Source organism: Lysinibacillus sp. G01H, assembly GCF_028872195.1.
Taxonomy (GTDB): Bacteria; Bacillota; Bacilli; order Bacillales_A; family Planococcaceae; genus Lysinibacillus; species Lysinibacillus capsici.
In genome coordinates, this window is the sequence record NZ_CP118397.1 from 2,870,481 (window position 1) to 2,883,101 (window position 12,621).

The 12,621-nt window shown below is 37.9% G+C and carries 14 protein-coding genes and 1 pseudogene; 4 read left to right on the forward strand and 11 right to left on the reverse strand.

Features of this window, described 5'->3' with window-relative positions:
• Positions 1 to 10: 10 nt before the first annotated feature.
• Positions 11 to 565, reverse strand: coding sequence for a helix-turn-helix domain-containing protein (locus PSR12_RS14635; RefSeq protein ID WP_274769518.1), 555 nt, complete (start codon positions 563 to 565; stop codon positions 11 to 13).
• Between the two features lie 113 nt (positions 566 to 678).
• On the opposite strand from PSR12_RS14635, the pseudogene PSR12_RS14640 reads away from it, so the two are divergent.
• A pseudogene (locus PSR12_RS14640) lies at positions 679 to 1,266 on the forward strand (LysE family transporter).
• A 42-nt stretch (positions 1,267 to 1,308) separates the two neighbouring features.
• Here PSR12_RS14640 and PSR12_RS14645 read toward each other — a convergent pair.
• From PSR12_RS14645 to PSR12_RS14670, 6 genes are all read right to left on the reverse strand, one after another.
• A complete protein-coding gene (locus tag PSR12_RS14645) occupies positions 1,309 to 1,431 on the reverse strand; it encodes a hypothetical protein (RefSeq protein WP_004231260.1) in 123 nt (40 codons plus the stop codon).
• 360 nt (positions 1,432 to 1,791) lie between these two features.
• Positions 1,792 to 2,787 carry a biotin synthase BioB gene (bioB, locus tag PSR12_RS14650; RefSeq protein WP_048392330.1) on the reverse strand — a complete coding sequence of 332 codons (996 nt, stop codon included), beginning with the start codon at positions 2,785 to 2,787 and terminating at the stop codon, positions 1,792 to 1,794.
• Positions 2,784 to 3,377: a biotin transporter BioY gene (locus PSR12_RS14655; protein ID WP_274769522.1), complete on the reverse strand. Its 594-nt coding sequence runs from the start codon at positions 3,375 to 3,377 to the stop codon at positions 2,784 to 2,786. The genes bioB and PSR12_RS14655 overlap by 4 nt, the downstream gene beginning before the upstream one ends.
• Positions 3,370 to 4,746 carry an adenosylmethionine--8-amino-7-oxononanoate transaminase gene (bioA, locus tag PSR12_RS14660; RefSeq protein WP_274769524.1) on the reverse strand — a complete coding sequence of 459 codons (1,377 nt, stop codon included), beginning with the start codon at positions 4,744 to 4,746 and terminating at the stop codon, positions 3,370 to 3,372. The genes PSR12_RS14655 and bioA overlap by 8 nt, the downstream gene beginning before the upstream one ends.
• The gene (bioD, locus tag PSR12_RS14665; protein ID WP_274769526.1) at positions 4,727 to 5,431 is read right to left on the reverse strand and encodes a dethiobiotin synthase; all 705 of its coding nucleotides are present in this window, start codon (positions 5,429 to 5,431) and stop codon (positions 4,727 to 4,729) included. The genes bioA and bioD overlap by 20 nt, the downstream gene beginning before the upstream one ends.
• Before the next feature lie 193 nt (positions 5,432 to 5,624).
• Positions 5,625 to 5,807 (reverse strand): DUF4177 domain-containing protein, encoded by a 183-nt coding sequence (locus PSR12_RS14670; RefSeq protein ID WP_221680194.1) that lies wholly within the window; start codon positions 5,805 to 5,807, stop codon positions 5,625 to 5,627.
• 139 nt (positions 5,808 to 5,946) lie between these two features.
• On the opposite strand from PSR12_RS14670, the gene PSR12_RS14675 reads away from it, so the two are divergent.
• Positions 5,947 to 6,411, forward strand: coding sequence for a hypothetical protein (locus tag PSR12_RS14675; protein WP_221680193.1), 465 nt, complete (start codon positions 5,947 to 5,949; stop codon positions 6,409 to 6,411).
• Positions 6,412 to 6,748: 337 nt separating this feature from the next.
• Here the strand turns inward: PSR12_RS14675 and PSR12_RS14680 are convergent, their stop codons facing one another.
• Positions 6,749 to 7,792 (reverse strand): beta-carotene 15,15'-monooxygenase, encoded by a 1,044-nt coding sequence (locus PSR12_RS14680; RefSeq protein ID WP_274769529.1) that lies wholly within the window; start codon positions 7,790 to 7,792, stop codon positions 6,749 to 6,751.
• Positions 7,793 to 7,890: 98 nt separating this feature from the next.
• Entirely contained in the window at positions 7,891 to 8,784 is an 894-nt protein-coding gene (locus PSR12_RS14685) for an AraC family transcriptional regulator (protein ID WP_274769530.1), read from the reverse strand.
• Positions 8,785 to 8,890: 106 nt separating this feature from the next.
• Between PSR12_RS14685 and PSR12_RS14690 the strand changes: the two genes are divergently transcribed.
• Both PSR12_RS14690 and PSR12_RS14695 read left to right on the forward strand, forming a co-directional pair.
• Entirely contained in the window at positions 8,891 to 9,808 is a 918-nt protein-coding gene (locus PSR12_RS14690; RefSeq protein WP_274769531.1) for a DMT family transporter, read from the forward strand.
• A 160-nt stretch (positions 9,809 to 9,968) separates the two neighbouring features.
• Complete coding sequence (locus PSR12_RS14695; protein ID WP_257520130.1) at positions 9,969 to 11,018, forward strand: Cj0069 family protein; 1,050 nt, start codon at positions 9,969 to 9,971, stop codon at positions 11,016 to 11,018.
• Between the two features lie 30 nt (positions 11,019 to 11,048).
• On the opposite strand, the gene PSR12_RS14700 is transcribed toward PSR12_RS14695, so the two are convergent.
• On the reverse strand, positions 11,049 to 11,681 hold the full coding sequence (locus tag PSR12_RS14700) for a LysE family transporter (protein ID WP_274769532.1): 633 nt from the start codon (positions 11,679 to 11,681) through the stop codon (positions 11,049 to 11,051).
• 114 nt (positions 11,682 to 11,795) lie between these two features.
• Positions 11,796 to 12,524, reverse strand: a complete 729-nt coding sequence (locus PSR12_RS14705) for a tetratricopeptide repeat protein (RefSeq protein WP_274769533.1) — start codon at positions 12,522 to 12,524, stop codon at positions 11,796 to 11,798.
• Positions 12,525 to 12,621 lie beyond the last annotated feature (97 nt).

A 12,621-nucleotide genomic window follows, 5' to 3' on the forward strand; every position in this document is an offset into this window, starting at 1 on the left:
TATACGTTTTTTAATGTGGATAGTAAATAGTCATACTAAGTCGTGTTACTGTACTACCTGGATTGCTGTATGTGTGTGGACGGTCAGCCTTAAATCGTATAGCATCACCATTTGTTAATCGATAATCCTGACCCTGAATATGGATGATTAATTCCCCATCGAAAACGGTTATATATTCCTCCGTTCCTTCTCGATGAGCCTCAGCATCTAACCTTCCATTTTGTTTGATTTCAATTGTATAAATTTCAAAGCGACTATCCTTTTGATAGGGAAAGTGAGGATATACCATATATCGGCCATGGTCTTCCTTCAATACTTGAAGCTCTTTACCGCGAATAACCTCCGTCTCAGGTTGGGGAGGATGAATAAGCTCTGTAAACGAAACCTTTAATCCATTTGCAATTTTCCAAATCGTTGTCAAAGTTGGACTGGATTCTCCCCTCTCAATTTGACCAATCATCGTTTTACTCACGCCACTAAGCTGAGAAACCTTCTCTAAGCTGAATTTCTCCCTTTCTCGAATTGCCTTTAAATTCCTCGCAAAGACTAGATGAATTTCTTCCATCCAAAAGCCCTCCTTGTATGTACAATATAACGTACGTTTTGTATAATAAAAAGACCGACGTTATACAGTCTGTTTCGTGCATTATATCATACAACTTGAAAGAGGTGATTATTTTGCCTGTATTTTCCTTTTTATTATTTATCATCATTACAAGTTTTACACCTGGCCCTAATAATTTTATGGCGATGGTTTTTGCTAAACAATATGGTTTAGCGAAAACGATTCCATTCTGTTTAGGTGTAGGGATTGGCTTTTTCATCATTATTGGTTTAAGTAGCTTTTTTAACACGGTCATGTTAAACATTTTACCTGCCATTGAATTACCCTTAACCATATTTGGTGTAGGCTATATGTTGTACCTGGCTTATAAAATTTTAACAAGCAAAGAATTAGAGGATCCCGACAACGAAGAAGAAAAACGAAACCTATTTTTTTTAGGAGCGTTCGTTCAATTTATTAACCCAAAAGGTATTTTATTTGGTCTTACTGTTGTCGCAACTTACATCCTACCCTACTACTCATCCTACATAAGCTATCTATTTTTCTCTTTCTTTTTAGCTCTAGTAGGTGTAATCAGTACATTTAGTTGGGCGTTATGTGGCTCCGTTTTTCAAAAGATTCTACAGTAATACCGAAAACCGTTTAACATGATCATGGCACTATTATTAATGTACAGTGCTGTTTCCATTGTTGTACATTAAAAAAACAGCCCTCTGTCGATAGAGGGCTGCTTCATCAGCAACTTATTTTGTATACGTTAAAACGGCATTTTTCTTGAATTTTGCTAAAGCTTCTGTTGCCTCATTTTTGCTCGCATACTCAAAAATTCGAACGTCCTTTTTATCAAAAACTGTAATAACCCACATGTGAAAAGCTCCCTTCACTCAATATTTTTGTAATATAACAACCACCAAAATTTGTGATACGACTTATCAACTGTTTTATAACAATTCCTTACTTGATTCTTATTTTACGCTGATTTTCTCAAAAAGAAAGCTTTATGTGAAGGTCTTCACAAACTGTTCAATTTCAAAACGCTTTCATTGAACAATTTGTGAAAACCTTGATTTTATAGGTATATAAACAGCCAGTGATGTCAGGTCTTTCCTTCTCTTTTCAATTTTTATCCACTACATTACACGGCTATCCGTCTCTTTTCATCTACAGCAAAAAAACCGTACTTTTGTACGGTTTTTGCTGTAGTAGTAGATTTACATGTCATAAGTTTAACAAAATACTTCTTCTTGCTTATGTGTTAATTCAATTTCGAAGCCCAAATCCTCCAGCATACGATAATCGCTATTCGCTTCCTGTCCAGCTGTTGTTAAATAATCCCCAACAAAAATACTATTAGCTGCATAGAGACCGAGTGGCTGAAGTGAGCCTAAATTGATTTCACGACCACCCGAAATACGGATTTCCTTTGTCGGATTGATATAGCGGAATAAAGCTAAAACCTTTAAACAATAGCGGGGATTTAAATCCTTTGTCCCTTCTAGCTTTGTGCCATCGATTGCATTTAAAAAGTTTACAGGAATAGAATCAGCGTCCAATTGATGGAGGGCGCGTGCAATATTGACGACATCCTCTTTTGTTTCCTTCATCCCAATAATGGCACCCGAGCAAGGTGAAATTCCATGCTTTTTCACGATCTCTACCGTATTGACACGATCCTCATATGTATGTGAGGTCGTGATGAAGGAATGATGACGTTCCGATGTATTTAAATTATGATTGTAACGATCCACCCCCGCTTCCTTTAGTTGCTGTGCCTGTTCTTCTTTTAGTAAGCCAAGACAGGCACAAACCTTCAAGCCATACTTTTCTTTTATTTCAGCAACCGCCTCACTCACAACATTGACATCCTTACGTGTTGGCCCACGACCACTGGCTACAATACAATACGTCCCAATCTTATTGTCAAACGCTCGTTTTGCACCTGCTAAAATTTCCTCTTTTGTAATAAATGGATATTTCTCAATAGGAGCCGTTGATTTAGAGGACTGGGAGCAATAGCCACAATCCTCCGGGCAATAACCGCTTTTGGCGTTCATAATCATATTCAATTTAACTTTTTTACCATAATAATGACGGCGAATCGTAAAAGCACCATCCATAAGCTGTAATAGCTCATCATCCTCACTATTTAATATGGCAAGTGCCTCTTCATTGCTAATGATCTTCCCAGCAATTACTTCTTGTGCTAATTGGTAATAATTCATATTACATTCTCCCCCTCTACGTGTGAAAATTTCACATTTCTTGCAGACTGAAATACTTTATACAAGCGCTCAGCTAATAGCGCTGATGTAATAGCTAAGCAAAAATCAGCGACAATACTACTTAAAAAGCCGACAACAAACACATGTGACCAGCTTGATTTCATGTCTAACCAAAAATTCAATGCTACATACAAATACGGAACAGCCACAGCATAAATGATAACTAGCCCAATAATTGTTGCTGCAATAAAATGCTTTTTCGTCGGCGTCTCAATCCTTTCGATAATGAGCCCAATCACATAGGCGGCTAGGGCAAAGCCAATCAGATAACCAAAAGTTGGCTGTAAAACATATGTGATACCACCACCCTGTGTAAAAACAGGTAAGCCTACTAAGCCCACGCCGATATAGACAAGTTGACTATAAAAACCATTCCGACTACCCAATAAACAGCCTGCTAAAAATACAAAAACAATTTGTAATGTAAACGGTACGACAGGCAATGGAATTTTAACAAAAGTTCCGATTGCTGTTAGAGCAGCGAACATGGCAATCATGACAAGCGCTAATGTCTGATGTCTCTTACCCAATCTTAGCCCCCCTTTCCTTGAAAAATTGTTCGATTGTCTCTTTCGTTGTATGAATCATAAAGGACATTTCCTCTTCAGAAATAATATAAGGTGGCATAAAATACAGAACATTGCCGAGCGGTCTGATGAGTAAGCCTTTCGTTAAAGCCCGTTGATATATTTGATAGCCGATTCGCTCCTCATTGGTGAACGCTTCTTTTGTCCACCGGTTCTTCACTAGTTCAATCGCTCCCACTAAACCAACTTGTCGGTATTCACCCACATAGGGCATATCACGAAAAGCTTCCATGGCTAACGCTCGCATGTATTGTCCCTTGTGCTGAATCAACTCCATCACTTGTTCCTCTTGAAACATCGTTAACACTTCCAATGCCACACGACAGGCCAATGTATTGCCTGAATAGCTATGCGAATGTAAAAAAGCCTTCATTGTTCCGTAATCATCATAAAAAGCGTCATAGATTTGCTCCGTCGTTAAGACAACAGATAATGGTAAATAACCACCTGTTAGCCCCTTTGATAAACACATAAAATCTGGCATGATGTCTGCCTGTTCACAGGCAAACAATGTACCGGTCCGACCAAAACCAACTGCAATTTCATCTGCAATGAGGTGCACATCATAGTGTGAGCACAATGCCCGTAAGCGCTGTAAATAGACAGGCGGGTACATTTTCATACCTGCTGCAGCCTGAATTAATGGTTCAATAATAACTGCCGTAATTTCCTCATGATGAGCTTGAAGTTGTTCCTCGACAAATTGACTACATGGTGCATTACAACTTGCTGGATCTTCCTGAAATGGGCAGCGGAAGCAATCTGGTCCTTTGGCACGAACAGTATCTAATAACAGAGGCTGGTAAACTTCATTGTAAAGCCCTACCCCTCCCACGGATAAAGCACCAATGGTTTCTCCATGATAGGCATCCGTCAAGGCGAGAAAGCGCTTTTTAGCTGGTTTCCCTGTCTGCATATGGTATTGAAAGCTCATTTTCAATGCAACTTCAATAGCAGATGAGCCATTATCGGCAAAAAAGACTTTATGTAATCCCTGTGGTGCGAGTGTTGTTAATTTTTCAGCCAACTGTATGGCTGGTTCATGTGTAAAATTAGCAAAGATCGTATGCTCTAATGTAAATGCTTGCTCACTTAAAGCTTGGCTAATACGCGGATTGGCATGTCCAAATAAATTAACCCACCAAGAAGATACAGCATCCAAATAACGCTGATTATGTTCGTCATAAAGCCACACGCCTTGTCCCTTTTTTATGACGATGGGTGGAAATGCTTCATAGTCCTTCATTTGTGAGCATGGATGCCAAACATGACGTAAATCTCTTAGCTGTAAATCAGTTAATGCTTGTTTCATAGTTAAAAAGCCTTTCAAACAGTGTGGTGTGCGTCATAGCAAAATCCATTAACTGTGACAAATTTTGTAGCTTTGGAATAATCGCATAGGGTAAGGAATGGTACTGTAAAATCGTTTGTATATTATCTTGCTCCATACTGCTGCCCGTGTCCCCGTTAAACACTATGCCAAGAACATCAACTTGACGAGCGCGCAATGCCTCTATTGTTAATAATGTGTGATTGATCGTCCCTAGGGATGTCCTTGTAACAAGCACTACTGGCAGCTTGCTACTGACGATGACATCAAGCAGCGTCTTCCCATGGGGAGCAGTAAAAGGAACAAAAAGCCCACCCGCTCCCTCACATATCACAACATCATAGGACGCTTGTAATAATTGAATCCGCAATATTAGCTCATTGACATCAATTTGCTGCCCCTCCAGTTGCGCAGCAAAATGTGGCGATGCAGCTTCTCTAAATGAATAGCTATTGAGGTGCTCTTGTTGAAGCTTTTGTAAGGAATACTTTTCATACATGGCTGTATCATGATAATAGCCACGACCGTTTTCGTAGACCTCTCCTGTTTGCACAGGCTTGTATGGTGAAACTTTCAAGCCTTGTTTTTGTAAATGATACATCAACATGGTGGTGACAATCGTTTTTCCAACATCCGTATCTGTACCGACAACCCAAAAATGTTGCATTGTTAACCTCCCCCTCTTTTAAGTTAACCATTAACACTATTTAAGTTAACACATATATTTTTGTTTTGTAAATGCTATTTCTATATTTTTCTGAATACACTATTTTTGTTAATAAAAACAGCAAATTTTGTATTAAAATAAGAAAACGCTAAACTCCCACCCTTTATGGCAAGAATCTAGCGTTCATTGATCGTCATGATAGTAATCTCTCAAAAATGATTTCATAGTCTGTTGGTTTCCCATGTCCATTATAAGCAATCGGCAATACTTGCACTAAACGCCAACCTTGCTTCGCGTATTCTTCGATTGTTTTCCGATAGGTAGCTTCCTGAAAAAAGCTACCTAAATGTGTTTGTACAAATTTATACTCATACATTGACTCACCCCCTGTAAATCTTTACGTAACTACGGAGTCAAGGTTTCAATAATTAGTAGGTTCTCGCTTTTGAATATTATGATTATTTTAAAGGATTTTAATCTTCACTCGTAGTATTAAACTACATGGGGGTGGTAGTATGTTTGGCATTTTTAAAGAACCAGCGAAGATCATCGATACATATGAACAAGTGCATTCAATTTTAAAATCATTACTTACCTATGAACTAAAAGAATTACCAAATCGTTATGAATTTTGGTATCGTGTGGCCATCCGTCAAGAGGAGTATCGGACATTACAAGCAGAGCATCGGGCAAAAATTTCCATGACTTCTGCCGTAGGGCGTTTTCATCAAACACAATATGAAGTGATGACACAGAAATTAGCAAAGTTTGAACGCTTATCCGATATTTATAAACTATTTTGTATTGAAGAAGAACGAGAGCTATTAAACCATCGTCTCTCTTTTCATCAAGAAACGATTGCTGCCATCTATGACCATGTTCAACATAAAGAGCTTTATACGTACAGTGATAGTGTTCAACAGCAATTTTGGGAGGCCATCCGTGATGATCTACTCAATGCTATCGCACACCTAGATTAATTTTTTAGAGACTTCATTTTCTAATGGGAAATTGAAGTCTTTATTTATTTTTAGTAAACTCTCTTGATTATTTTGAACTAAAGGTTATGAGGGATTCTAAAATTATGCGAGTCCTAAATCTTCTAATTCCCAACTCAAACAAAAGTTGGTATATTTGAAATAGGAAGGTGATGGATATGCGAACGAGAAAATTTTAATAGTGGAAGATGATCTAGATATTATGGAGGTAAAGACTTTTTATACAGAGAGTGTTGCTTCAAGTCAATCAATAAAAAAATAGCCAATGTTTCTATCACAAAACATTAGCTATTTATATATAGGACACTATTCAATAATTTCAATGATGTTGGCTCATTGCCATCCCTTGCGCAAGCATCTGTCTAAATTCTTGAACCTGGTCTGCTTTAATGGCTATGTGACTATAGTGCTTCTTGATCCCTAGCATAAACGTTACTTCCACAGGCTCTTTCATTTTCAAAATAAAGTGCGGATAGGCCTCACCAAAATCACGTGCTATAAAGTCTATCGTATCTTTTGATAATTTCCCCTCTAATCGCTCCTTGTCTTCTATGATTTCAACAATATGAGCAAAACGAATTTCAGTACGTTTCATTAATCCCAGAGATAAGTACAATGTATCATTTGTGACATAAACAGGATTTAGGCGAATAGCCTGCATATCCGCAAGAAAGAAAATTACTGAATAAATATTAAAAACAAGCAACACAACGGAAAGTATCATTGACTTTTCATGTAGCCACCAGTGAATACCAATCGTTTCAATAGCAATCCCATGAATAATCATGAGCTGAAAAGCGATATAGCTAGAATTTTTATGCAACGTTAAACCTTGTCGTTCTTGTCTTTTCCAACTCGCGAAACCATAATAAAGCACTAATAAATCAGCACAGATCATCTGAATAACTGGATGCTTGGGAGCATGTTTTTCTACAGCCTTTGAAAATGAAAAGAGATCTGGTAAAGAGCTTCTCCGCACTTCCCCTAGGATTTTTGGCAGGTATCGTAAAAGAGTTGCCACTAGTATAATTTCTACTAGAATAATAGACCCTTCAATCGCAAAGCCAGCCCATGTCACTGCCACATAAGGCTGAAGGTGTTCCAGAGGAATGATGAAACGTGCAGCAATACAGCCAGCTGCAGCTAATAGTATGGCTTGCTTTAATGAAAATTTTCCTTTATAAAGCATAAATAGCACAGGCACCACCACAATACAATCAATCAATGAGCCCATGACAACACCATTTGTTTCGATAGGTAAAAGGGATGTGCCAAATCCTGTATTATAGAGTGTATAGTTACTCGCTAATACCACTAATAATAAGGCTAGCCAAATATTTTGCTTACTTTTTAAGACCATCATTCATAATGCCCCCTCTCTACTAATAATTTTACTTTATGCCAAATGGTTAATCTTGTATAGAATTTGAGAATAAAAGATGTTCCTAATTCCATTCACGTTCAATTATTTTTCACACTTAAAAACTTCTTACGATAAACATGTGGCGGATAGCCAGTGTATTCTTTAAACTTTTCAATATAATAACTGACAGTACTAAAGCCTGTATCAACAGCTATTTCTGTTATAGATCGCTCATTACCTTTCAATAATTCTATACTTTTGCGCAATCGATATTGGCATAAATAGGTAAACGGTGTCATGCCCACTATTTTCTTAAAAAAACGACTACATTCAGCGCGACTTATATACACATGACTAGCTAAATCTTCTAATGCTATTTTCTCCTGATAATGTGCGTGTAAAAAATCTAGCATAGCTTTTGCTCGTTCATGCTGCACAATAGTGGCAGAATCCATTATTTGTTCTGTCAATAAGGATTGGGTTAGCATGGATTCCCAAATAAATAGAAGCTCTCTCCGTACTTTTAACTCAAAAAAAGCGGTTTGCTCTCGCATTAATTCCGCAATCGTTGCTATTTTCTGTGCTAACTCTCCTGCTAGTTTGACATAAGGTATTCGATTACTTGTAATATACGGTTCTACATATTTTGAGAAAAAAATACTGCCCTCATGCCCTCCCAATAACTTTGGATCTACATTCACACTATAAACGATCGCTTGTTCAATTTGATAAGGTTTCGCTTCATGTAAGCCGGAGGCATTAATAAAGAGCCCCTCGCCTTGCTTCAATACAAAAACTTCCGTCCCCACTCGATACTGTGCACATCCATTTTTTATAAAAACAAATTGTATTTCTTTATGCCAATGGAGAGGTAGAAAATCCATACTTTCTAATCGCATAATTGTTTCATACAAGGCAACTGGAAATTCCTTCGTTCCGTGCAAGGTTAATTCTTGTAAATCCTTGGCAATTTTGATATGTGTTAACGGCATCTACAACACCTCAATATATTGATATTTTTTTGGATTAAATCGATATTTATTTCCATTTCATCCCTTTATAATCATCATATATTGATAGTTTAGGAGATGTAAACAGATGAATCAAATTATTCAAAATAAACGTACACTGGGCTTTCTACTAGTTATTTTTGGAGCAAGTTTCTGGGGAATCGGAGGGACCGTTGCCCAACGACTATTTCAGCAGGACAATTTAGAGGTCGGCTGGCTTGTTTCTAGTCGTTTACTTTTAGCAGGTCTGTTACTAATTGCTATTTATAAAATGACCCATCGGCATGAATCCATTTTCGTCATATGGCGCACAAAGCAAAATGCTTTTAGACAAATTTTATTTAGCTTACTCGGTATGCTTGCTGTCCAATATACCTATATGATGTCAATCGCTATTGGTAATTCAGCTGTAGCCACATTATTGCAATATTTAGCACCACTGTTTATCATGGCTTATTATTTTCTAACGAGGCAAAGTCCATTAACAAAGCAGGACGGTATAGCTGTGTCACTTACACTTGTGGGGACCTTTTTATTATTAACAAACGGTTCTTTTTCAACATTGTCCGTTCCTTTTATGGCTGTGTTGTGGGGTATCTTATCGGGTCTTTCTGTTGCATTTTATACCATTTATGCCGTCCCACTTTTACAGCAATTCCATTCATTACTAGTTGTCGGCTGGTCGATGATCATCGGTGGTATAGTAATGAGTATAGCTCACCCACCATGGGCTATCGATCTATCAGATTGGACGTTTTCAACCATTGCCTATTTTTTATTTATTGTTATTTTTGGGACAATGCTCGCTTTTTGGTTTTATATTGCTAGCTTGCACTATCTTTCACCAAAGGAGTCAAGCCTACTAGGTAGTCTTGAACCATTAATGGCTGTCATCACAAGTGTTTGGTGGTTAAAAATTGCTTTTGGCGGCTATCAGTTTATTGGTACATTGCTAATTCTTCTTATGATTTTATATCTCACAGTATTTCAGAAAAAGCAGCCTTAAGAACAGAAAATTAAGAGAGTTGTGAACTTTAATAGTTAATACCTCCTATTATCGAGATAGCAATATATGAATTTATACATAAAATTTACATATTTCATCTATCTTTTCTCCTTATTTGTCTACTATACTGAACATAATAACAGATAGAAGGAGGTATTTTATGGATAAAAAAGTTATTTTTTTCGAGGTGGAAGGCGGCACAGATAAAGGACCAGATGGCTATCGCCCAGATACAATGCCAATGGTAGAAGCACTACAGCAACGTGGACAGGATGCAGAGGTACTCTTCTTTGATATCACAAAAAAGCAGGAAATCTTTCACTACGTGAAGGAATATGGTGTTGCTTATGTATCTCGCATTAACCCAGGTAACTTGCAGCATGAGGAAGAGTACTTTGCTATGCTACGAGAGCTATGCCAAGCTGGCGTTATAGGGATGCCACATCCAGACGCCATGATTAGCTATGGTTCAAAAGACGTATTATCAAAACTGACGACAACAAATTTAGTACCTGATGATACATTTGCCTACTACACAATCGAAGCATTCAAAAAACAATTCCCTACTTCCTTAGCCTTAACAGAGCGTGTTTTGAAGCAAAATCGTGGTTCAACTGGAGAAGGTATTTGGCGTGTAAAATTAGTGGAACCGCTAGCAGAGGGTATCACTGAAGTACCACTTGATGCCCAAATCAAATGTACTGAAGCAAAAGATAATCATGTAGAATATTGGCAGCTTGGCGACTTTATGACATTTTGTGAGCAGTATATTACAGGGACGAATGGTATGTTAATCGATATGCGCTTTCTTCCAAGGATTACAGAAGGCGAAATTCGCTTATTCATGTTGCGCGATCATCCCGTACATGTCGTACATAAAAAACCAGCTGCTACCGAGGATGCCTTTAGCGCAACTCTATTCTCTGGCGCTCAATACCGCTATGACAAGCCTGAAGACTGGCAAGAGCTGGTACAAAACTTTTTAAAGCAGCTCCCTCAAATAACAAACCTACTAGGTAATTATGATTTACCGCTTATCTGGACGGCTGACTTTATGCTAGATACCAATGAAGACGGAGAGGATTGCTATATTTTAGGTGAGATGAATTGTTCTTGTGTTGGCTTTACTTCAGAACTAGCATTAGCGCATGAAGTAGCAGAAGAAATTTTAGCTTGTATAAAAGAGCAAACTGAGGCTATTGCGCAATAAAAAAAGTGCGATCTTTAGGGATCGCACTTTTCATATATAAATCTTAATTCCTTGTATAAATTCATATATAAAATAACAAGCAAAACCAATCAATAAGAATCCTGCGACAATTGTAAATGTCCTAATCATCTTCCGATTCATAGCTTTACGAGTAACCGAGATAATGGTCAGCAAACCGATATCGTGGAGTAAAATTCCACTTAAAACACCAGCAGCAATAATTAAAAAGCTCGTTGACTCCCCTTGTCCATAAGATTTTGCTAGCACCACGCCAAATACGTTGACCCAAAAAACGAGATTACCAGGTGAAATGGCCACTAGTAAGCCGTTAAAATAAGAGGCAAAAAACGATTTGGTTACTGTTTCTCCTGCCAATGTAATATCATGGTCAGCGTTCTTGATAGAATCATAGCCTAACAAAAATAAAAAGCCCGCTCCAATAATCCACATAGGGAGTTGAATCATAGGCATAGCCAAGATGGAGGCTAGTCCCATATACAAAGCAAAAACCAATACAATATCAATGGTCATACCACCAAGCCCAACAGCCCAGCCGTGCATAAAACCATTTTTGAGTCCTTGCTTTGTCATTTCTACTGTAATAGCTCCTACAGGCATGGCAATGGCAAGTCCTACCAATACATACGCTACATATAAACTCAAAAAAACACTTCTTTCATGTCATCGATAAGCTTCATACGTCCGTTTATGGTTTCACTATAGCATAATTATACTTGAAAGGAAATAATTATTAAAAGTTACATGTCTTTTTACCTGTTAGAGCATTTGCTTTTTCCATTGCGCTAACAAATCTTTTGACTTCTCCAAATCCAATTTCAAGGTGACCTGCTTAGCTGTACAACGTTTTTTAGCTTTCTCCCATGCTTCTTCCAAGGCAGGTAAATAGCTTAAATTTTTTGTCGCTGCTACTAGCTGAAAAAATATATTACCTTGAATATAGTGCCAACGAGGATTCATTCCATCTAGGAGTATTGCTTCTTCAATCAGTCTTAATGCCAAATAAGGGCTACCTTCGTGACGATTTAAAAACTGTGCAAATGCTCCCCAATACAATGCCTTATTGGGCTGCAATTTGATTGCCTCCGCATATTGTACGGATGCCTTATCCTGTTCTTTTGCAAGGACATAATATTCCGCCATTGTATAATAGGCGTTAGCCTGCGCTTCTAAAGGTCCTGCTAATAATTCATCGACCACTTTACCAAATTGCTCATCATCCTGACTACCTATATAAGCTGCGAGAACATCTCGTTCTGGATACGAGCCATCTGTTCGTTCCCCATTTTGCTTTACTTTGTCGTCAGTAGGCTGAGGAATATTTGCATACCCATTTGCCTCTAGCATTGCCACATGGTGCTGAATGACTTGATAGGCCTCTTCTTCGACCGCTGTAACATTGCCCAATATTTCTTTAGCTAGTTGATAACTTTCCTTAACTTGACCACTCAAAAATAAGTCATTGACTTGTTGAACTTGCTCGTTCATTTGTTTTACCACCATTAAAATCCTCACCTTCGCAAAAGAAAAATCTTATTGCTAGTTTACCATTTAAGTAGTATAAGCAAAAGCCAACATGTCCTAA